18 protein-coding genes and 1 tRNA gene are annotated in these 22943 nt (G+C 39.0%); 5 read left to right on the top strand and 14 right to left on the bottom strand.

All coding sequences use genetic code 11. The features are described from left to right. Positions 1-80 precede the first annotated feature (80 nt). The 12 genes from CEQ21_RS21140 to CEQ21_RS21085 all read right to left on the bottom strand — a co-directional run bounded on the left by CEQ21_RS21140 (position 81) and on the right by CEQ21_RS21085 (position 13654). Complete coding sequence (locus CEQ21_RS21140; protein WP_185766208.1) at positions 81-1649, bottom strand: alpha-L-rhamnosidase-related protein; 1569 nt, start codon at positions 1647-1649, stop codon at positions 81-83. After that, positions 1646-3001, bottom strand: a complete 1356-nt coding sequence (locus tag CEQ21_RS21135; protein WP_185766207.1) for a glycoside-pentoside-hexuronide (GPH):cation symporter — start codon at positions 2999-3001, stop codon at positions 1646-1648. The genes CEQ21_RS21140 and CEQ21_RS21135 overlap by 4 nt, the downstream gene beginning before the upstream one ends. Before the next feature lie 127 nt (positions 3002-3128). Next, positions 3129-4115 carry an AraC family transcriptional regulator gene (locus CEQ21_RS21130; RefSeq protein WP_185766206.1) on the bottom strand — a complete coding sequence of 329 codons (987 nt, stop codon included), beginning with the start codon at positions 4113-4115 and terminating at the stop codon, positions 3129-3131. Between the two features lie 32 nt (positions 4116-4147). After that, positions 4148-4597, bottom strand: a complete 450-nt coding sequence (locus CEQ21_RS21125; protein ID WP_185766205.1) for a GNAT family N-acetyltransferase — start codon at positions 4595-4597, stop codon at positions 4148-4150. Between the two features lie 281 nt (positions 4598-4878). Next, a complete protein-coding gene (locus CEQ21_RS21120; protein WP_185766204.1) occupies positions 4879-5373 on the bottom strand; it encodes an NUDIX hydrolase in 495 nt (164 codons plus the stop codon). Positions 5374-5872: 499 nt separating this feature from the next. After that, positions 5873-7417: a CehA/McbA family metallohydrolase gene (locus tag CEQ21_RS21115; protein WP_185766203.1), complete on the bottom strand. Its 1545-nt coding sequence runs from the start codon at positions 7415-7417 to the stop codon at positions 5873-5875. Positions 7418-7437: 20 nt separating this feature from the next. Continuing rightward, a complete protein-coding gene (locus CEQ21_RS21110) occupies positions 7438-8706 on the bottom strand; it encodes a hypothetical protein (RefSeq protein WP_185766202.1) in 1269 nt (422 codons plus the stop codon). Between the two features lie 24 nt (positions 8707-8730). Next, complete coding sequence (locus tag CEQ21_RS21105; RefSeq protein WP_235907297.1) at positions 8731-9603, bottom strand: ABC transporter permease; 873 nt, start codon at positions 9601-9603, stop codon at positions 8731-8733. Continuing rightward, positions 9600-10754 carry an extracellular solute-binding protein gene (locus CEQ21_RS21100; RefSeq protein ID WP_185766201.1) on the bottom strand — a complete coding sequence of 385 codons (1155 nt, stop codon included), beginning with the start codon at positions 10752-10754 and terminating at the stop codon, positions 9600-9602. The genes CEQ21_RS21105 and CEQ21_RS21100 overlap by 4 nt, the downstream gene beginning before the upstream one ends. Then, positions 10741-11844: an ABC transporter ATP-binding protein gene (locus tag CEQ21_RS21095; protein ID WP_185766200.1), complete on the bottom strand. Its 1104-nt coding sequence runs from the start codon at positions 11842-11844 to the stop codon at positions 10741-10743. Before CEQ21_RS21095 ends, CEQ21_RS21100 begins: the two co-directional genes overlap by 14 nt. A gap of 39 nt (positions 11845-11883) precedes the next feature. Further along, positions 11884-12708, bottom strand: a complete 825-nt coding sequence (locus CEQ21_RS21090) for an ABC transporter permease (RefSeq protein WP_185767363.1) — start codon at positions 12706-12708, stop codon at positions 11884-11886. Between the two features lie 232 nt (positions 12709-12940). Then, on the bottom strand, positions 12941-13654 hold the full coding sequence (locus CEQ21_RS21085) for a GntR family transcriptional regulator (RefSeq protein WP_185766199.1): 714 nt from the start codon (positions 13652-13654) through the stop codon (positions 12941-12943). A 688-nt stretch (positions 13655-14342) separates the two neighbouring features. Between CEQ21_RS21085 and CEQ21_RS21080 the strand changes: the two genes are divergently transcribed. Continuing rightward, positions 14343-14416 (top strand) — tRNA-Arg (locus tag CEQ21_RS21080). Positions 14417-14453: 37 nt separating this feature from the next. On the opposite strand, the gene CEQ21_RS21075 is transcribed toward CEQ21_RS21080, so the two are convergent. Continuing rightward, a complete protein-coding gene (locus CEQ21_RS21075; RefSeq protein WP_185766198.1) occupies positions 14454-17201 on the bottom strand; it encodes an alpha-L-rhamnosidase in 2748 nt (915 codons plus the stop codon). Next, on the bottom strand, positions 17194-18534 hold the full coding sequence (locus CEQ21_RS21070; protein ID WP_185766197.1) for an MFS transporter: 1341 nt from the start codon (positions 18532-18534) through the stop codon (positions 17194-17196). Before CEQ21_RS21070 ends, CEQ21_RS21075 begins: the two co-directional genes overlap by 8 nt. A gap of 190 nt (positions 18535-18724) precedes the next feature. On the opposite strand from CEQ21_RS21070, the gene CEQ21_RS21065 reads away from it, so the two are divergent. The 4 genes from CEQ21_RS21065 to CEQ21_RS21050 all read left to right on the top strand — a co-directional run bounded on the left by CEQ21_RS21065 (position 18725) and on the right by CEQ21_RS21050 (position 22923). Continuing rightward, entirely contained in the window at positions 18725-19738 is a 1014-nt protein-coding gene (locus CEQ21_RS21065; RefSeq protein ID WP_185766196.1) for an AraC family transcriptional regulator, read from the top strand. Positions 19739-19857: 119 nt separating this feature from the next. Then, complete coding sequence (locus CEQ21_RS21060; protein ID WP_185766195.1) at positions 19858-20433, top strand: TetR/AcrR family transcriptional regulator; 576 nt, start codon at positions 19858-19860, stop codon at positions 20431-20433. A gap of 70 nt (positions 20434-20503) precedes the next feature. Then, positions 20504-21514 (top strand): quercetin 2,3-dioxygenase, encoded by a 1011-nt coding sequence (locus CEQ21_RS21055; protein WP_185766194.1) that lies wholly within the window; start codon positions 20504-20506, stop codon positions 21512-21514. 29 nt (positions 21515-21543) lie between these two features. Then, complete coding sequence (locus CEQ21_RS21050) at positions 21544-22923, top strand: MFS transporter (RefSeq protein WP_185766193.1); 1380 nt, start codon at positions 21544-21546, stop codon at positions 22921-22923. Positions 22924-22943 lie beyond the last annotated feature (20 nt).

The raw sequence follows: 22943 nt of genomic DNA, 5'->3' as shown, positions 1-22943 counted from the left end.
ATAAAACTAGCAGTCAATAAATACTTTGTCTAACTTTTGCCAAGAAAAAGAGACAATCGGCAGTGATTGTCTCTTTAAGCTCATAAATCATATTTTCGGATTAAGTATGTCGGTGTACAGCTCCATGCGTGACAATAGCTGTTAATTAAATGACTTCCGTACGGAGAGAAGGTTTTATCATTCGGGTCATAAAGCTCCCAAAATGTATCAGCGCCGTCACTTAGCATACCACCCCAATAGTTTTTCATTTCCATGATTGCCTTATCTCTGTCACCTGCAATAAGAAGTGCTTCAACAAGATGATGATACATGTAAGGAGTTGCGATGCCGACAGCCGATTTCTCTTCCACTAACCGGTTAAGAAGCTGTTTACCTTCCTCCGCTGACAGCACACCTGCCGATACCATCCATATTTGGCTAGCCCAGGAAATCTGGCGGTCATTGCCGCTAATAAAAAACTGTTTTTGTTCATCCCACAGATGTTTTTTCGTTGCGGCAATTATTTGCTTTAGTCGTGTTTGCAAGTATTCTCTTTCCTTAACCTGAAGGATATTCCCGAGTTCAATCGCCTGCTTTAACACATATATAAGCACCCCTTGGGAAGGCGTCTGCTTGTTTAAGCCTTCCTGCCAATCAATAAACGACCACCAGTCAGGTGAATCTTTGAGAATATCGTTTTCGTCGAGCCGGTTTAAGGCATGCTCTACTTGGTTGTAGGCAGTTGGCCAAAGCTCTGTTAATGTTTCAGCATCTTTTGTGACAACATAATAATCATGTAAAGTCGATAAAAAGAACAGCGAGTAATCAAATAAATAAGTGTCATCTGCAATCAGCTGTGGTTTAACAAATAGATTAGCAGCTATACGGCCATGCTGGTCAGGGACTGCTGCAAATAAATACAAGCACCGTTTTACTAAATCATTTGTTTTAAATGTTTCGTAGTTTGCGAGAGCTTGCAGGCGCAAATCACCGAGCCATAGTCTGCGGTCTCGTTTCGGCCCATCCTCAAACACTTCGTGCATGCAATCTGCCAATGTTTTAATGCTAATTTCATCAAGCTTTTCTAGCAGTCTATCTTCATGAGTTATGTTATTAACCTGTGCTTCATCTGCAGAAGTAACAGCCATGCACTCAATATGATCGAATTGAACACGGTATTTTGGCGATGTTGCCATTATTTCAACCTTTATATATCGAAAGCTATATCTTCTTGGGAGCTTAATAACCCCTGGAAGGACATCAACATAAATCGTTTCTTCCTGCAGCCAAGAGCTGCTTAACCAGCCATCATAGCTGTCAAAAGGTACTGCCATTTCCACAGGCATCTCACCAATTGTCAGCTTTAAGGCTAATGGTGCATCAGGAGGACTGCCTACCGGGCGGACTGACATCGAAACATAACCAACATGATGGTCCCCAAAATCAAGAATAAACGAATCGTTTTTGCCAAAATCTCTTTCCGCAAGAGAACGAAAAGGTGCTTGAAATTCGGTTTTCCAGCCATGAATGACGTGGGGATCACTGTTAACATTCACGATTGCAACAGGTTTGACCACTTTTTCAAAAAGACGAGGCATAAGCTGCTCTGCCTTTTGTGCAAATATTTCATCTCTGATAATTACTTGCTCTTCGACTTTTTGGAAGTTCATATTATTTCCTCCTTTATGTTATTTGTCACTCGTGCGTCAATCTCGGCACGAATTTGCGGATATATTTTATCGAGATTGTAAAAGCGCATGATAATCATGGATATAACAACACATATTGCTGGAATGATCAGATAGCCCATTTTAATTGCAAGCAGTGCTTCCTTTGTTTGGGCAGTATTAGGCACATATTTCCCCCATGTTAGCATCAGTCCAAAAGCAGCTCCAGCAACTGCCATTGTTACCTTGCCGAAGAAGCCGTTCAATGCCGACAAAATGCCTGCAGCGTTAATACCCGTTTTCCATTCCCCATAGTCAACAGGGTCTGCCTGCATTGAAAAGTAAATGCTTTGGCGTGCTCCATGACCAATCGCAGAAATAACTGCACCTGTCAGCAGGATGGAAATATTCCCGCCGGCAGCAATCATTACGAGAAGACCTGCTAAATTGACCGCACTTGAAAGAAGAAATAATGTCCGCTTATACATTCTTTTCGCAATAACAGGTGTTAAAATGGTGCCGACAATAGGGACGAAGGAGCCAATTCCTGCAACTAGCGCAACAAGATCCGCTCTATCCAAATTATAAGTAAAATAATAGATTAGGGCTCCTTGTTGAAAAAAGTAGGCTCCCCACATAAACAAAATATTAACTGCAAAAATATAATATGGTTTGTTGCCCTTTAATGTCGATAGTGCTTGTTTTACAGTTGTCTTTTCTACTTGAACAACAACCCTCTCCCGAACATTGCGGAATGTAAAGAAAAATAAAAAGCAAGCGATTACAGAAAATATCACCATCGTCCAAAAGAAGCCTTGTGCCTGTGATCCGTTGCCAAGGCTATTTACCATCGGCATTGTCAAAACACTAACAGCAGTCGAACCAATTAGTGCAAAAATAATCCGGACCGTTGCGAGCATTGTCCGTTCCTGCGGATCACTTGTCATGCTTGGAAGAATGGATGCCAGCGGGATATTGACCATTGTATAGGCAATCGACAGCCCAGTATACGTTATATACGCATAAAGCAGTTTTGAGGCGCTACCCACATCAGGCACATAAAATGCTAGAATGCCGAGCAGGGCGAAAGGAATAGCCCCATAAAGAAAATACGGTCTTGATTTGCCCCATTTTGTATTCGTTTTATCGATGATAATTCCCATCAAAACATCTGCAACACCATCAATTATTCTTGTCAGTAGAAACAGCAAGCTCACTTGCGCGGCAGCAAGGCCGACCACATCTGTATAATAAAACATTAAATATAGTCCAATCATTTGCCAAACGAGATTACAAGAAAAATCTGCAGCACCATAACCAATCCGCTGCCGCCAAACACCAACTGCTCCGTTCATTTAAATTACCTCCCGTTATCAAAAAAGTAGAACTAGTTCTTACTATTATTAAAACGCTTTCTGAATACGGATACAATAAACGGTTTACAGATAAAATATGCTCGTTTTACAGGTGGGATAGGAAATATTATTTATATTTTTTTCGATATTGGTATGGCGTACAGTTGAAATGCTCTTTAAACTTGCGGTGAAAGAAGCTGCTGCTCTCATAGCCAATTTCGTAGGCGACGTCTGCAATGCTTTTTGACGTATTTTTCAAAAGCACAGCGGCACGGACCATCTTTTGTGACTGCAGTAGCTCAATAAAGGTTTTACCGGTTTTTGTCTTAAGCATATTACCTAAATAGTTGGGATTAAAATTAAACACCCCTGCAAGGGAGGTTAATGTGCAATCATGATAATTATTTTCAATGTAATGGAGGATTTCCATCATATTTGTGCGGCCAACTTTTTCATAGCTTTCAAAGTTTTTATCAAGCTGATAGATTCGCATTAATTCAATAAATAATACCGGTACTAAGGCATTAATAATGTCTGTTGAGTAATCAGATGGGAAAAAGAACTCACACAGCATTTTTTTTATTGTATATTGTAATTCTTCCCGATCCTCTGAATGAAACAGAATATACCTGTCATGAAGCTGATTTTCTGTTATCGCATTCAGTAAAAATTCAGAAACGACACCCTTCCCTGTAAATTGTGACCAAAACGCAGTCGAGAAGGTCTCCTTTTTCATAATGATATTGATGAGAATATCACCTTCCCCCAAGGATGGGATACTGTGAGGAACGTCCGTATCAAGCAGGCAAACCTGCCCTTTTGTTAACATGATTTCCTCCCCATTGATTAATTGTCTGCATGTACCTGCATATACATAGTTGATTTCAATAAAGGAATGCATATGCACAGGCATATCCGCAAAGCGGTGATGCTTATTGATAAATATTGGGCCTGTATGGAAAAAATACTCCTCCCGCATTCTTGGAATGGCATCACCGTTTTCTAAATGCAATTCGTGTCCGTCAAAGTCATTGACATTTTCACCTGTTTTTATTTGCAGTTCTTCAATATAATCAAGACTTCGCAAAAAGTCATCAAGCTGCTGGAGATTCATACTCTCCCCCTCCTCGTATCAACAGGAATCTATTATTCTGCAAACAAAAGCAGCATATCAATATGAGGAATATCATCCTCCAAGTACTCACTTGAGGTTACTTGAAAGCCGAAGGAAGCATAAAATTTTTCTAAATGACTTTGTGCTGAAATTTTTATGGCAGGCTCCTTTAATTCATCTCGGATAAACGCAATGGCATTATTCAGCAAGTCATATGCTAGGCCCTGTCCTCTAAAGTCTTTTTTGACAAGCACCCTGCCGATTGAAGCTTCCTCGTAAGAAATTCCAGCAGGCAAAACTCTTGCATACGCGGCAATTTCCCCATCCTTTTCAGCAATGAGATGAAAGGACTCGATGTCTTTGCCATCCACCTCTAAATAAGGACAGTTTTGCTCGACAACAAATACAGCCGTTCTTTCTTGTAAAATAGTGTAGACATCACTTGCTGTTAACTCATTAAATGCTTTTATTTTCCAATTCATATTATTTCTCCTAAGCTATGTATAAATTATTTTTTACTATTATATATTAAATTCGCTTGTTCATCTAATCAAGCTGAACCAAAAAAAAGAGCCTTTGGGAGACTCTTTAATGTACTATTAGGCAGATTGCTCAATTACTATTTCTCTTTGTAATAGAATCATAGATAAGATAACCGATCACTAGAACAACAAAAAACACATACAAGAAACTATTATAATCTGATTTTATGATTATAAAGACTCCTAATACAGAAATAATGCTTTTTAGTAATAAATTTATCTTATTCAGTTTTCCTACCTGTTGTTACAAAAGAAGACTTAAGCTTCCAAAGCCTTTCACCTGCCGCATCAAATAAAGCTTGCGCTCGCTTTTCTATTTTTTCTGGTAGTTTATCCTCAGCGAAGTAATGAAGGTTTAAGCTTTCTCCATCCGTCATTTCAAGCTGACCACTCACCCTTTTTCCGTGATACAAATGAATCACACTATATGTCTCATCACCATTTGGATAGTGGAAGTAATATTCCGGCCCTGAAAACACATCAATTAACGCAAATGCTTCAGCATGCAGACCTGTTTCTTCCTTTAACTCTCGCCATGCAGCTTCTTCTAGTGTTTCTGTCAGTTCCATCGCTCCTTCTGGCAACCCCCAATCAAGTGTATCGGACCGCTGCTGAAATAGTATATCTCCCTGCTCATTCACTATAATGATGGTCGCACCGACCGTAATTATTGGATGGCTGCCTATTAATTTTCTTAAATCAGCTACATAGCTCATATAATACCACTTCCTTTCCTCTTAACTTCTTTTAAAACAACAAAATCACCTTTTTTCTCAAAAAATACTATCGAAACCCGTGTTAGCCTCCAGCTAAAGTAAAAATGCTTATACTGTAAAAAAACTGTACAAAAAGGAGGCTGGGACATAAGTATATGAATCAATATAAAAACCGAACTATATATTCTAATATAAATTAGATAATTTTTTTTTTGTTTTTTAGTTTTAATACAATAATTAAGAATTTTATTGGCATGGAGGGGATGCCACTCGACTCCTGCGGGAAATAGAGGACGCTTTAGACCCAGCAGGAGGCTTAAGCTTTCCCCGCGGAAAGCGCGAGGACGAGCGCGCAATGAAACGAACTCATTTTAACTCCATATTCTATTTAGTAACAAGCTTCATTATTCAAATATGGATGTGATTTTATTATTCGTGTTTAGAAAGGTTATCTTTTGTTTTGTCCCAGGCTCTTTCATGCAGATATCCACTCTTCCTTTCACCTTATATAAATAGGATTAGTAAAGGCGACCAACTCATGTGTGCCATTATCAATGGATGCATATAATTCTGAGCGAATCCATCTAACATCTGTTAGATTTGCTTCAGCTTGAAGCTGTAACTGCCCTTTGACACCACGTAGTATTTCTCCCGTATTTGTTACAACAACCAACACAGCATTCTTACAATCTATACGGTTATTATATTTCCATTCCTCTGTCGAAACTTGCACGATAAAGGATTGATTCTCCACTCTATTAAGTACATCACCAACACAATAAGTCATACCTGCGTGCTTCACGATCAGTTCAAGTGGTTTTCCATATGAAATAGTGATTCTTCCTGCACGGATAGACTGTAAGAAAGCCGCTCTGAACGCATTTTTCTCTTCATTACCTTCAGACATTTTGACATAAGTAATTGCAGGTAAAGGATTAATTTCTTCATTATGATGCCAATCCCTGCCTGCAGTTGCTGTTATTCTATAGCCTTTATTCAACAAGTCTGTCCAGTATTGAAATGCACGCTGATTATATGCTTTCCGGCCTGGTCTTGTGGAATTCCAAACTTCTATAAAATCAACTACATTAATTGATTCGACAGGGAATTCCCAGTGACACCCTGTTCCGATTGGGTTACCGATACGAAACGGGTGGGCTATTCCAACTAAGGCATCATAGCGCCGAATCTCCTTTATCCCCTTTTCAATATCTAATGGTCCTATTCCGCGCCAATCCGTGTAGGTTGGCACATCATATCCTATCGTTAGGAGGTGTCCGTAAAAAGTCGTCCATTCTAAACCATACAGAATATGCAGACCTGTTTGTTCTGCTAGTTCTATTTCCTCAAAAGGGCTGATAGTATTATGATCTGTCATAACGACTGCTTTAAGGCCAAGTTCCTCAGCAGCTTCTACCATTTCCATCAACGATTGTTTCCCGTCACTATGAAATGTATGTGTATGCAATTCAGATGGAACCCACTTCACTGGACCTTCAAGTGGAGGATATGCTGGAATCTTTAAGTCATTATCTTTAATTTGTTGATTTAAGGGTCTATCTCGCCAAGGTATCACCGTTTCGGATGCCAAATCGTGCTGTTTATATATACGAAGCTTATATTGACAGCTCTCTGTTACTAATGCATGAATGCTTACAGTAACAGACCACAAGCCTGGAGGGTTTTTTTTATTAAGAAATCCTGGAGATGAATTAGACTCACTAATCATGTGATGTTGGCTAGGTGAATGATAATGACGTGCCCCTCTAAAACCATCTTCATCATCAATGGATAATGTTAGCAGGTTTCTAATTACTTCTTCCTCATTATGCGCTAGCTTTGCTTCATAATAGGCGGAGGCTTCTTCTCTTAACCGCTTATTTTCATCGCTATCAGTTTGATGGGGTGGGTCAAAAGAAAAATCCACATAAATAGTATCTGCATTTTCCGGAACAAAAAAGCTGTGTCGGATATGAGATTGTGTACTTTTACTCGTAATGGTTGAATTGATTTCAAATAATATATGATTCTCTTTTTCTCTCATCGTGTTGCTTTACACCATCCTTACATCACTTTTCGCCAAATAATCATTTCCGATTCTAAACTGGTTAAATTTTCGTCAAAGGCTTTTTCTATATATTTTTTCAAGTCGTTATTTTCATCGTAAGCAAAAACCTGCAAGTTTTTCACGTTGACTTGAGGTAGCTTATCATTGATAAGAGCAATCTTTATTTCTGCTATATCTTCGATTGATATCCCATCTGGCAGACAAATAGCTGTCCCAAAATGATTATAGGGACCAGTATAAGCTGCAGAGAATACACCTAGCTTTTTATTATGTAAGGAACTTGAATACCACTCAGTGTCCCCTTTAGTACGGCAAAGGAAGTCTACGCTTGGACTACCGAGCTCAATCCCCCATACGGAGGATTGAATATAAATAAATTGGTTCACATTTTCGATTTTATTATAAGGCAAAGGAGAATTCTTCAACTGTCTCTCAGCTTCCCATTTCATGACATGATTAATATAAGAAAAACGCTCCATGACTGTTTCTCGAGCCTCAGTTTTTATCTTCCATTCGTAGCTTGGAAGAAAGGAGAAATGATAGGAGCTTGTAATTTCATCCGTAAAGTTGCCATTACATGTAGCTGTTTGCAGTACAATTTGTTTATTATCCACATTATAGGATTTAATCTGATGTTCTGCCCCTTGATATTCAACATGGTTTATTTCATTCTGTTCATTCAAATAAACTCTTGCCATGTATTCAATATCTAATAAGCGCCCCCACTTTGACATTAACAGAACAGCAGGTGTTCCCTCATCTTCATGACTAAAAACCATATGATACTCAATTACCGTCCCTTTTTCCCATTCATCAAAAAAATAAATCATTTCCAACGGAGTATCTGTATACAAATTATCAAATTGGCTGTACACTGCTCGGCCGTAAAGCTTGGGTGCAGATTGAACGGCAAGTGCTTCTCGCTCAGATAAGTCTAATTTTTCTATCTTCCAGCTTTCAAGCTGAGCAAAAGCTGCACTGTTTCGAGGTGACTCACAAAGCCATTCTATTTCATATGTTCCAGGCTCCATTAACCCAAGAAGACGCTTATAGGTGAAGCTCTGTCTGCCATAAAATAAAATAACATCTTGGTGATGCACCTTATTCACATACAATCGCAACATGATTGATTCATTGTTTTCTTCCTGCCAAAAGGTAGACGCATTTGCACGAAGATTAAGCGCATAATATCCTTTTTCCTCAATAATAAAGCTAGATTGTATACGTTCTAAATGCTTCAATTTTGCAGGGTTTAATACAGTCATCCAAATCATCTCCCTAGTTTAATATTAGAACAGATCCTTCTTTGACTTTTTCATATTATTTTGGATATATACATAGCCAACAATAGAACAAAGTACAAACATAAAAACTGCAAGTGCGCTTGATTGGCCAATTTCATTGTATACGGAGAAATGCTGCTGCATGGATACCCCAAGCATTTGCGGCGCATTCCGATCAATAAGGAATGGTGCTGTAAAGCTGCCGATTAAACCCATAAACAGAAACGTTAAAGCAACAAGCATGGTCTTATAGGAAAGAGGCAGTATGAAATGAATAAACAACCTAAACTTTGATGCCCCCGTATCTTTTGCACTTTCAATGACAGACCGAGGAATAGCTTGTAAAGCAGATAATAACAGCATGGTTGTAAAGGGAATATTAAACCACACATTAATCATTAATAAGCCTTTCATGTCATAAATAATTGAGGGCATATTGTTTTCCCCAATGATTCTTGCAACCCAGCCATTATCGCGATAAAAGTTTAAAAATCCATAGATGGCGATAACTCCCGGAATAAATAATGGGATGAAATACAGCTTGTTGATTATTTTAGAAACAACACTGTTACTAAAGTTAAGATAAATAGCTAATATATAGCTTATTGCTAGTGTTAGAAAACAAGAAATGAACGTAATTACTAGCGTATGCTGGATGCTTTGCAAGATTAATGGCTCTGTAAAAATATATTGATAGTTCTCAAGTGAAAAGGCATCCTCTTCATTTTGAAAGCTCTCCATGATTGCAAGGGCAACTGGATAGATGACTAAAACAAGCAACGTTAGGAAAGAGGGCATAACAAGCCCTATTCCTAACACTGCTAATTTTGTTTTTTTCTTGATGACAAAACTCTCTTTTAAGGCAACTTCACTGCTCATTGACTTGCAACCTCTTTTTGCCAGACTTTCATTAATTCACTCGCTAAATCGCCGCCGTTAAAGGTACGGTAACCGCCACTTACTGCTTCAAACTTCTTTTGATCCTCTGCTGGTAATAGCTCCCACTTAATCCCTGGATAGCCGTACATTGTGTCAATAACCAATTTCTGCACATCTTGAGTTAGTACATAATCAAGGAATGTTTCTGACGCTTCCTTACGTTCTTCATTACCATTATCCACAGCCATTAAATAGGCTGGACCGCCAGTAAATGCTGGATCAATTTGTTTTAGTTCAGTAGTATCCGGCAATAATTTTGAATTAATTTGTTCTAAAGCCATATCAGACCAAGCCGGAATCATATCAACCTCTCCATTAGCAAGCAGGTCAATCGTCCCTTGATTTTTTTTAGGATAAACTCCTGATTTATAAAGGTTTGGTGCCATGTCCTTTAGGATTTGAATGCCTTTGTCCCAACTTTCCATAATACTTTCATCTTGAACATTCATAGCATTGTCATCAAGCTCGTTATAAACAGTTGAAAGGACAAATGAGCTTCCTGCCCCACCTGTATTTGGATCATTGTAAGCAAAGCGACCTGGATTTTTTTCTATCCAAGCATTCAATTCTGCCGCTGTGTCCGGTACATCCTTTACTTTGTCTGAATTGTAGGCAAGTACTACTGATGATGCACGATAAGGAACTGCCAGATTTTGAGTACCCTCTAAATTTTCAGCTTGAACATTCTCTAGATTCTCAATAGAATCTGTTGAAAGCTCATAAAATAGTCCACCTTCGTCATCACTGCGGAGGATATCAGCAAGTGCTCCCTCATATATATCAATCTCGGAATCTTTATTTGCCTTTTTAGCTGCAACGATTCGATCAATTGTAGCCTGTCCACCAGTCCCAGATGGAACGAACACGAAATTCACATCAATATCCTTATGGGCTTCTTCAAATTTAGGAATAACCGTTTCCCAGAAAGTCTCAACATTTTGAGAGCCTGAACTGTACAGCGATATTTTAGTTACGTCATTTCCACTTGCCGCACTGTTTGTCTCACTAGAATTACACGCAACTAATGAAAAGGTACTTACAGCCAATAATGTTCCTGTTAGCAATCTTTTTAATGATTTAGACGTTCTCATATACTTCAATCTCCTCTTTAGTTAGATTTGGTATTTTGGAATAACCATTAGTATGTATGTCCTGTTTATCTGTAAAGGTTTGAATTGTTGCGAAAGTTATGCGGATATTTTGGAGCATTTTGTATTGACTTATTTGACTGCGATCAACAAACATTTTTAGTATTCCAAACTCTGTTTTCAAGCTGACCTCTGCGTAATGACCTAACATCATCACTTTTTCAACCATTGCCTCAAGGCCCTTTTCTACTTCACTTGCAAGCACAACATCCTCTGGTCTGACAGCAACAGTCACCGATTTTCTATAGCGATTCATGTTAGGAAAGGTAAGAGACCCGATATGAATTTTGTTTCCCTCCGCATAACCTGTCAGGAAGTTCATCTTTCCAATAAATTGAGCAACAAACAAGGATGCAGGATAATTATAAATATTTTGCGGGGAATCAATTTGCTCCACTTCTCCTTTGTTCATAACAACAATTCGATCAGAAATGGATAATGCTTCTTCTTGGTCATGTGTCACAAAGAGCATAGTAAGCTGCTGTTTTGCTTGAATTTCTCGAAGTTCTTCCCGTAACTCATGCCTTAGTTTTGCATCAAGTGCAGAAAATGGTTCATCCAGCAAGAGCACTTTCGGTTCAAGAAGCAATGCCCGTGCTAGAGCAACCCTTTGTTGCTGACCTCCTGACAACTCACTTGGAAACTTCTTTTCATAGCCTTGTAGTTGTACTAAATTTAATGCCCAGTTCACTTTATCGATAATATGAGCTTTCTTCATTTTCTTCAGCTTTAAACTAAATGCTAAATTATTAAAGACAGTCATATGCGGCCATAAATTATAGCTTTGAAAAACCATCGCACTTGGCCTCTTTTCAGGAGGAAGATGATTTACTTGTTTCCCCTCGATTAAAATGGCCCCTTCATTAGGCTCAACGAATCCGCCAACACTTCGCAAAACCGTAGATTTACCGCATCCTGAAGGTCCAAGTAATGTAACCATTTCCCCATTTTGAATATCCAAGGAAAAACTTTTAACACCTTCCCCTGTTGGATAAATCTTGCTTAAATTAGTTATGGATAAGCTTATTGTCACGCTATGATACCTTCCTTTCTCTTCATTGGAATATAAGCATTATTTAAGACGCATACCGTTTGCAAATGAATCTGCTCCAACAAATTTTCTAGCGGCAAAGAGCAGAATGATCGTTGGAAGTGTCAATATTACCGAAAACACTGCACCTGCTGTACTTGGATAGTCCGCTATGATCGAATACATAATAACTGGCATCGTTTTATAATCTGGTATTCCTACAAGTAAGGTTCCCTGTGCTTCATCTAAAGAAGATAAGAAGGTAAAAACAGACGCCACGATAATGCCAGGCTTAGCCATTGGCAATGTGATGTACCAGAATACCTTTAATGGTGATGCCCCAGCATCGCGAGCAGATTCCTCTTGCGAACGATGCACATTTTCAAATGCCGCAGAAGGAATCCATGTCATGAGCATAAGCGTATTAATTAGATGTATTAATATAATCCCAATGAATGTATTCATCAGACTGTATTGATAAAACAAAACGGCGATTGCCACATATAAGCCCATTTTCGGAAAAGCATTAGTCAGCAAGAAGGAGAATAGAAAAAACCTTCTTAGTGGAAAACTGATGCGTGCAAACGCGTATGCTGCCGGAATACAAATAATAAGAGAAATCAAGGTGACAATGGCTGCAATAAGAAAAGATAACCACATTGACCTTATGATCGACTCATCTGCTAAAACGAAGCTCCACCATTCCAATGACCAAGACTTTGGCAAAACATCAGGATATTGCCACTCACCAGAAAATGCTAGTAACAGTAAATTTAATAAAGGCCCAAAAAAGAATAGCAGGAAAATCGCAAGTAGAATGAATTCAACTATTTTCCCCTTACCAAGTGTTCTAAAATACCACAATATCTCTTCTCCTCTCCTGTTCAAATAATGATTTTCAAAAATAAGAAGTCTATACCTCTTAGATTTAATTTAACAAACGATTATTAATAATCTTTATTCTATTTGTTGTTTTCTTGTAAATATTCATAACTTTCTTTTATCATTTGTTAAGTTGTCTAGACTTCTAATAAAAAAACCAAAAAAACCCGACCAATAAAATAATTGATCGGGTTTCCAGTTTTTGCGCCTATTAATTTTATCTTGTTCTATTCACAGTAAATGTAAATACATCGTTTCTAAAATAATCCAATGAATATAAAACTGGGCGATTTTGATAATCGTAATGAAGTTGCTTTAGTAATAAAACGGTTGTTTCTGGATGAATAAGAAGCTTATGACAATTACGATCCGTATGAAGGGGAACAACAATTTCCGTTGTAGCTCTTGCAATATCAATATTGCACTCTTGTTTTAAGTAATCGAATAAAGATCCAATCGGGCCTTGATTGATCATCTTTTTCTTACTAAGTGATTCCGCTATGACATTCTGAGAAAACACAACAGGTTCTTCGTTTGCCGTTCGGATTCTTTCATGAATGATGACCTCTTCATCATCTTTCAGTTGAAGAAGTTTTATCCATTCCTCCGTAGGATTATCAAGCTTGATTCTTTCGCGTTTTTCTCCGTCCTCTAAGCCGGCATACTTTATCATGGAAGTTACACTCATAAGCTGTTCTAGGCTATTTGGTGTTTTAGGCAACGGGTTAACAACAAATGTCCCTACCCCATGCTTAACATAAACCTTGCCCATTTCTTCAAGCAAGCGGATTGCGGACCGGACGGTTTCTCGGCTGACCTTAAATTCTGCTGCAAGCACTATTTCAGAAGGCAACCGGTCCCCTGACTTTAGTTTGCCTGAATGCATATCTGCCTCAATCTTTTCTTTTATGGATATGTATAGAGGTTGCACTGTATCCCTCCGTTTGATTTAAGTTAGATTACTTCGTAATGCTTATTTAGCTAATATTGATTATTATATGTGCTAGCAGTTATCCTAAGCAATATTATAGTAGACTTGCGATTAATATTTAGAAAACATTCATAAAAATTACAAATTTAATATATTTTGTTCTACTATTATATTAAATTTGCCCATTCAACTTCCATCAAGTATTCAAAAAGAGGCTGGGACATAAGTATATGAATCAGTATAAAAACTGAACTATCCATTTTGATTTCGATTAGATAGTTCGTTTTTTTTGTTTTTGTTTTTTAAAATACAATAATTAGAAATTTTAGTGGAATGGAGCGGAGGCCACTCGACTCCTGCGGGAAATAGAGGAGGCTTAAGCTTTCCCCGCGGAAAGCGCGAGGACGAGCGCGCAATGAAACGAACTAATTTTAACTCCATATTCTATTTAGTCACAAGCTTCATTATTCAAATATGGATGTAATTTTATTATTCTTGTATAGAAAGATTATCTTTTGTTTTGTCCCAGCCTCTTTTAAAATTATTTGTTGAAGGTGTGAGCTTCTACGTCAAACAAGAATACGGAGCTGTTTTTCCTACCTCAACAAAAGGGGAAAATTGGCATCTGCAAAGCTAATTACTTTACAGATGTAAGTCAATGGTGTATCCTCTTATGGTATCGAATAATGTCTCTGTAGCTCAGTAGGATAGAGCGGCAGCCTCCTAAGCTGTGTGTCGTGGGTTCGATTCCCTCCAGGGACGTCATAAAAAAAAGCTGGCTTCATAAGCCAGCTTTTTCCTATGCTTTTGCCTTTAAAACAGCAGGACTTTCATATTGGAAATGATGGAAACCGCTTCCTACTTCCACTCGATTTTCCCCATTTAGTATAACTGTTGCGGTCGTATTTGGCGGTACGTTTACTTCTAGCTTTATGAAGTCGTTGTTTCTTTCCCAAGCGGAGGACAGGATGCCATATCCTGTTTTTAATACTGCTTTAGCACTCTTCATTCCAACATTTACATTTGGCGCGATTATACTATGCTTATAGCCTGGTGAGCTATGCTTGATTCCCCCTGGCTCTCGGTAAAGCCAATCGCCAATACATCCGAAGGCATAATGGTTAAAGGACATATGTCCAACAGTTCCGTCTTTTTTTATAGCTGACCACGATTCCCAAATAGTCGTCGCTCCCATATCCACCTCGTAAAGCCATGAAGGACAATCTGTTTGATACAATAGGCGATATGCAATATCTTCATAGCCTTCGGTGCACAGCACATCCATTAAATACGGAACAGATAAAAAACCTGTATCTAATTTATGGTCATTGTCTTTAATCAATTGTGCTAATTGTGCCGCAACTAGCAGGCGTTTTTTGCTTGAGACCATGTCCATTTGCAGTGCCAAAATATAAATTCCTTGAAAGTGAGCGCTAATTCTGCCATTTACGTCAACATACTCCTCCTCAAAGGCTTTGCGAATACGTTTGTTTAGTGTGTAGTAGGTATGAGCAGTCTCCTTGTCTCCAAGCAGTTCAGCTATTTTAGCGAAAAGCAGGGCAGAATTTGCATAAAAACAAGTTGCCACAAGCTCTTTTGTAAGAATTGCACTGTCCATCGGTCCTGTATTTTCATCCGCACTTTCGACTATGCTTGGAATAAGCCAATCGCCAAAGTGAAAGCCTGTATTCCACAAGTACTTTTGTCTTTCCAATACAGTCGGGTCCGTTTCTGTCATTGAATCCGGTATTTCTGTTTCTGCTTTATGTTGAACATATTGCAGCCATTTTGCCATTGCCTCATAGTTTTGTTCTAACACACGTACATCGCCATAGCGCTCATACAGCACCCATGGAACAATAATAATCGCATCTCCCCAGCCTGCGCTGGAAAGCTGCCCCATGCTTGCGCATTCCTTGACATAATATTTTCCAGTCGGTACAAAGTTGGCAATTTGACCATCGGCAAACTGTTCGTTTCTAACATCACCAAGCCAGCGTTCCAAAAATAGATATACGTCCATGTTAAAAGCAGCTGTTGGTGCGAAAACTTGCAAATCACCTGTCCAGCCTGCCCTTTCTCTTTGTGGACAATCTGTCGGAATGGACAGCATATTTGTTTTCTGGCTCCACTGAATATTATGCTGCAGCTTGTTCAAGCGATGATCTGAGCATTCAAAATGGCCGGTTGTCTCCATATCACTGTATAGAACGATTGCCCGCACAGCGTCTTTTTTTATAGATGCTATCAGACCTGTTACTCTTACATAGCGGAAGCCATGAAATACAAATTTTGGTTCATATGTTTCCGTACCGCTTCCTCTGGCAATATAAATATCCGTCTGATCCTTATTTCGACCGATAATGTTCATAAAGAACTTGCCGTCTTTATCCAGCACCTCACTATGCTGAAGTGTGATTATGTCACCATTCTTCGCTTCTATGGCAATCCGAATGCGGCCGGCAATGATTTGCCCAAAATCAATAATTTGGGAACCGTCCGTTTCACTATGAATGGATAGCGGTACAAGTTCCTCCATAACGCGCACATTTGGTCCAAACTGTGCAACGAGATTATCAAGGGAATAGTCTACCTGTTTCACAGTCTTCCAATTTTGATCATTAAAGTCAAAACAGCTCCAGTCTGACTGTTCTAAGTTGGCATCGTATTTTTCGCCAATAAATAAATCAGCATACTGCCATGGACCTGGGCTTGAAACAAACTGCTTATCAGAAACAATTCGTTCTGTCGTTCCGTCCTTATATTCTATCTCCAGCTGCATCAGCAAACCAAGTTTGTTCCCGAATTGGCAGCTGTGCCCTGTCAGCTGAATCCGGCCAATATACCAGCCATCTGCGATAACTGCTCCGATTGCATTATTTCCAGAAGCAAGCAAATCTGTCACATCGTATGTTTGGTATTGAAGGCGAACATTATATGCCGTAAAGTCTGGGGCGAATTCATTATTCCCAACCCGACTGCCATTCAGCTCCAACTGGTAAACACCATGGCTTGTTACATACAACCTTGCTTTTTTTATGTCACCTGATATCGCGAATTTTTTTCTTAAAAGCTGTGGTGGCCGGAGGTCCTTAGCTTTTTCATCCAAGCTTTTATCCTTTAACCCCCTTAAAAACATTTCCTGAACTGTAATAAAAGGCTCTTCGACTGCTTCCTCCTGTTCCGGTTCAATCCAAAAAGCATGCCAATCGTCTTCATCAAGCAGTCCCATTTCCCATGATGCCCTGCCCCAATCAGAAATCTGTCCTGTATTATCCCAGATTCGCACTTTCCAGAGATAACATTTCCTTGCTGTAAGACTTGGTCCTTTATATGGAATCCATATAGATTGATCACTGTCTATTTTTCCTGTATTCCAAACCTCCTCGCCATCCTCTTCTGTCACGATAAGATGGTAGGCAGACTGCAGCACATTATTCTGCTCTGTTTCAATCATCCAGCTAAAACGAGGAGATCGGATATCAATGCCGAGAGGATTGTGTTGATTTTCCACCTTTAAATTTTTTACTACTATACTTTTATCCATTGATAACACCCTTTTCCACTGATTCTTTTTTTATGTCTTTTGTGCGATAAAAAAACATGAATATCGTAAACAATAAGGCACATACTGCTGGAATAATCGCAGCTGTAACGAGAATTCCTTCTAAGCTTCTAGCTGTTGGTGTCATGCCTGACTTGTAACCAAATGCAGCTAGCACAAATCCGGCAAGACCGCCTGCAATCGACGAGCCTACCTTTTGGATAAAGTTATATAATGCGTAATACACGCCTTCAATGTGCAAACCATTTTTGTTTAGCGAGAATTCGATCGCATCCGGAAGTGAACCCCATGCAGCAAATAAAGCAACAGAAGTTAACGCAGCAGCTGCAATATTCAAGCCTAATACAAGCGGAATTATATGGACTGGTGCGACATAGATGGACAAAAAGTTAAGGAGCGTTAGCAGGCCAGCTGCAATATAAAACTTTTTCATCCCGATGCGGCGGACAATTGCCGGCAGGATGAAGGTGATTATCAATCCGGCTATCCCGCCTGCTGCTGAGACGGCACTAAAAAGATTTGCATTGCCAACATTGTAAATAAAATAGTAAATGCCAGCCGCACCACGAATTCCAAGACTTATTTGCATCATTAAAAAGGACGCAGAAAGAATGATAAACGGTTTGTTTGTGAGCACAGTTTTCCAGGCAAGCTTAAAGGGGATTTTTTCATTAGCTTCCAGTGCTGTTACTTGCTCTTTTGTTCCTTTAAAACACAAGAACAGTAACAGGATTGCAATAACACCAGTAACAGCTCCCATAAAGAAATATCCTAATCTTTCAGAAGGAAACATACCAACAACAGGAACTGTTATACTGCCCGCAAGTGCTGCGGCAAGTCCGGAAAATAGCATCAGATACTTCGTTAAATGAGCCCTTTCTTCCGGATTTTCCGTCATAACTGTGTTCAGGGCGGCATGCGGGATACTGACAACACTGTAAAGAATACTGATAAGGAAATAAAGACTGAAAGCGTAAAAAACCTTTCCTCCTTCTCCTATCTCTGGTGCAAAAAATAAAAATGCCGCTGTCACTCCATATGGAACAGCTCCAAAAAGCAAGTAGGGACGCAGCTTTCCCCATTTAGAATTCGTTTTGTCAACCATAAAGCCGAATGGCAAATCAAATGCTGCGTCAATAAACCGCACGATTAACAGAATAGATCCTGCTGTTGCAGCAGAGATACCTAATACATCTGTATAAAAGTACAATAAATACATGGAAACAAAAATATAAACAAAGTCTTTACCAAATGCACCTGCTCCAAAAGCCAGCTTCTCTCTGAGTAAAATGCTAGGTTGCTCCTTGTTCGCCATTTTCCCAACTCCTTTTCCCTTATCATTAAACCGTTCACAAAAAAAGACTGACTATTAAATAAAACGCTTGCTTAATAGTTGTAAGCGGTGTCATAATCATTTTATATAAATAACTGTTATATTTTTATGTCAAATCAACGGTTATTTTATAACAATTAGTAACCTATTAGAGATAAGGTATGGTGAGGCTATGTTGGTAAAGGACTTGAAAAAAAAGCTGCTTGCAGATAATGAGATTGAAGCAGCAGCTCTGTCATCAGGTTTAGTAAACCTGAAGGAAATATTATCGACTATCAATCGGATCTCACCAGTAACAGGCGTGGATGTCCTGTCAGCCGACTTGTTAATGAAAAAACAAGAGAAAATAACCTTTATGAAGCATCCTCGTTATGTAGACATTGAAGTACATAAACATGATTTTTTAGAAATCAGCTATGCTTATTTTGGCAGCTTTACACAGTGGATAGATGGGGAGACAGTTGAAATGCAGGAGGGTGACTTAACCATTTTAGATACAGATGTGATGCATACAATAAAAAAGGCAGAAAAGGACACCATTATTATTAACATCCTCCTACGAAAAACTTACTTTAATCACGACATTCTCGCCCGTTTAACAGAAAATGATTTAATAGCGAAGTTCGTTATTGACACCATTTACAAGCCAAAAATGAAGGGCCGGTATCTTTACTTTCCGTCTTCTGGAAATAAAAAAGTCCGGCAGTATATCAATGAAGGGTTATGTGAGTTTTATAAACCTGATTTAGCCACCCAGGAAGTGATAAGCTGTAATATTGTTCTCCTATTTACAGAGCTTATGAGAATATCAAAACAACAAAGTCAGGTGGTTGCTAAGGATGAGAGCTGGAATCTAGTAATCTTAGAAATCCTTCAGTATATTGAAGAGCATTATTTAACAACAAGCTTAAAAGAGGTTGCCACCAAATTTCATTTTCACCCAAATTACTTAAGCAGGCTGCTTAAAGAGAATATTGGCAAGACCTTTAGTGAAATGGTGCAAGAGCTTCGCCTCAGGCAGGCAAAGCTGCTTCTTGAAAATACACAAATGAAGATAAACCGAATTGCAGATGAAACTGGCTATACTAATTTTAATCATTTTTATAAAAAGTTTAAAGAATATTACAAATGTACTCCAGCTGATTACCGCAAAGGACTGCTTGAAAAAAAAGATATGAAGAAATGATTTTCTAAAAAGCTATTAAGAATATTTTCAAAAAGCAATAACAGTTCTTTGACAATATTCTTTCTATTTTCTATAGTAAAGTAGGACTATCCTCACATTTGAAGGAAAGGAAACTTACAATGGATACTAAATTGAATTCTCGTGACAAAATACTGCAAACAGCTTCACGTCTTTTTCAGCTGCAGGGCTATCATGCAACAGGTATGAACCAAATTATAAGTGAAAGCGGATTGCCAAAAGGCTCAATTTATCATCATTTCCCGCAAGGCAAAGAGCTTCTCGCAATTGAGGCTGTCCATTATACAAGCAGCTTTATTGAAAGAAAGCTGCTTGCAATAATGGAGGAAATAGCGAACCCTGTTGAAGCAATTCAAGCATTTATAAAGGATACATCAAGCCAGTTTGATTCCCCTGAAAGCATTGAAGGAATTCCTGTCGGCTTGCTTGCAAGCGAAACTGCACTTATCAGTGAACCATTACGCCTTGCTTGTATGGAAGCATTTTCAAAATGGGAGAAAATTATCGCTGATAAATTAATCCAAAATGGAGAGCAAAAAGAGCATGCATTAAAAATGGGGATGCTTATTAATTCTATGATTGGCGGCGGAATTATGCAGTCCATAACTCGTAAGGATAAAGCCCCACTTATCGCGGTTATGGAAACAATTCCACAAATTTTAACATCTAAGGGGTAGCATTTTTTATCCCTTTGTATTATTATAATTAGACAGACCGGTCTAGTTAATGTGAAGGAGCGATAAAAAAATGAATACGTTTAAAGACTACCTACCAACGGAAAAGACACCCTATTTACTGCGAAGCGGCGATGGAGAACACCATCTGTTCGGCAGACAAGTAGCAACAATTATGGCTAATGCACAAAGCACAGATAATATTTTCGGGATGGTGCTGATTACAGGCGGAAAAGACGATTCATTTCCTTCCCATCTTCATGAAAAAACACATGAAGGAATTTTAGTTCTTAGTGGAAAATTGGAAGTTTCACTTGGTGATGAGAGCTACTTGCTTATAGAAGGCGACTATGCCCATATTCCTGCCAAAACGGTACATAGCTACAAAATGCTTGCCCACAGAACGAGATTTATCTCTTATACTTCAAATGGTGACGCGACAAACCTTTATCGCACCATCGGTAATCCCTATTCACATGCTGAATATCCTCCAAATGTTAGTGAAGTCATTTCTGCTGACTCGCTGGCAGAAGCTGAAGCAAACACAGACTTCCAATTAAGCACGCCAAAACCGGTTGCTGAACGGATAATGCCAAATAAAACGAGGCTGCCAGATACACTTAGCCCTTATGTTATCCTCTCAGGTGAAGGTGACCGTTTATTGACAGGTGACCAGCTTCACCGTATTATCGCATCACAAAAAAATACAGAAGGCCAGTTTATCATCGTAGCTTCAGATGGACCTAAAGGTGACAGAATAGTTGAACATTATCATGAACAGCATACAGAGACCTTTTTCTGTCTCGAAGGCAATATGACGATGTGGGCAATGGGCGAAGAAATCGACATGCATCCTGGAGATTTTCTGCATGTCCCTGCAGGCACCGTTCATTCCTATCGCCTTGACTCCCACTATACGAAGATGGTTGGTCTGCTTGCATCTGGCTTATTTGAACCCTTCTTCCGCATTCTAGGTGATCCTTATCCGCATTATATGTTCCCAAGTCAACCGATGCCCTTACGTTTTGACAGGATTATCGAAAACTTGGAGATGTTAGATTTAAAGGTTGTGGGCAAAAACTAGCAAGCTATAAGTTTATAAAGGAGAAGACAATGGCTGGCAATTTAAAAACAAAGAAAAAAAGCAACGACCGTTTAGTGGCAGTGCTAACTTTTGCTCTAGTAATAAGTGTGATGAATTCAACTATGTTCAATATGGCAGTCCCTTCTATCACAAAGGAATTCAACCTGTTACCAACAGAAGCGGGCTGGATCATAACTGCTTATATTATCATTTATGCGATTGGATCTGTTCTCTATGGGAAGCTAGCCGATAAGTATATGCTAAAAACCTTGCTGACTATCGGCTTATCCACCTTTGCTGCTGGAAGTGTCTTGGGATTTGCTGCGAACAGCTTTTCCCTGCTGCTTGCAGGCAGATGTTTGCAGGCAGCAGGAGCATCTGTTATGCCGACTGTTGCAATGATCATTCCTGCCCGCTTCTTCCCTAAGGAAACAAGAGGACGTGTTTTAGGTTTAACATCTGCAGGAATGGCCCTAGGAACAGCAATTGGCCCAATCGTGGCTGGAGTTGTCACAAGCGTCTTTAACTGGCATTATCTTTTTGTTATTTCCCTGCTCTCTCTTATTACTTTGCCGTTTTTTCGCAAATATTTAAATGAGCAAAAACAGCAGGTAAACGGGAAAACGGATATACTTGGAGCGGCATGTTTGGCTGTCGCCCTTGCTTCCCTTTTATTGGCAATCACACAAAGTACTTTAAGCTATGCTGCTTTATTTGCTTTAAGCTTTGTTTTATTCATTTGGAGGATAAAGAAAGGAAAAAATCCATTTATTCCAATTTCTTTGTTTAAAAATAAACAGTTTTCATTCGGAATTGCCATCTCTGGTATCTGTTCAGGAATAGGCTTTGGAATTCCCTATTTGACGCCGCTATTACTGCAGGAGGTGAATGGATTATCGCCGCTTTTAAGTGGCTTATACATGTTCCCAAGTGCATTAACAGCAGCATTATTAGGAATAAGCGGCGGGAGACTTGCAGACAGGAAAGGGAATCGTACGCTTACCTTTTTAGCTTTGTTAGGTTTCTTTATTGGCTTTAGCTTATTGTCCGTTTTTGCAGGATATTCACCATATATAACGATGTTTATCCTTATATTTGCATGTATTGGGCAAACATTTATGCAGATTGCGATGGCAAACACTGTTTCAGTTACGTTGCCAAAGGCTGATGTAGGTGTCGGAATGGGGATAATGATGATGATTAATTTTATTTCTGGGGCAGTGTTTACAACGATGATGAGTGCATCCCTTGAGAAAGAAGACCTTAGCATCCACTTGAATCCACTTTTACTGACACAAGACGGAATTAGCTACAGCAATATATATACAGTACTTAGTATTCTTGTTCTTTTCATCACCTTAACCTATCATTTCCGTTTTCATGCAAATAATGCTGAACACGCAAAGTAGGAAGGCTTCCGCCTTCCTAC

The sequence above is a fragment of the Niallia circulans genome, from assembly GCF_007273535.1.
Classification (GTDB): domain Bacteria; phylum Bacillota; class Bacilli; order Bacillales; family Cytobacillaceae; genus Niallia; species Niallia circulans_B.
Note: the sequence above shows the minus strand (reverse complement) of the source record. Positions and strands in the feature narration are given on the sequence as shown.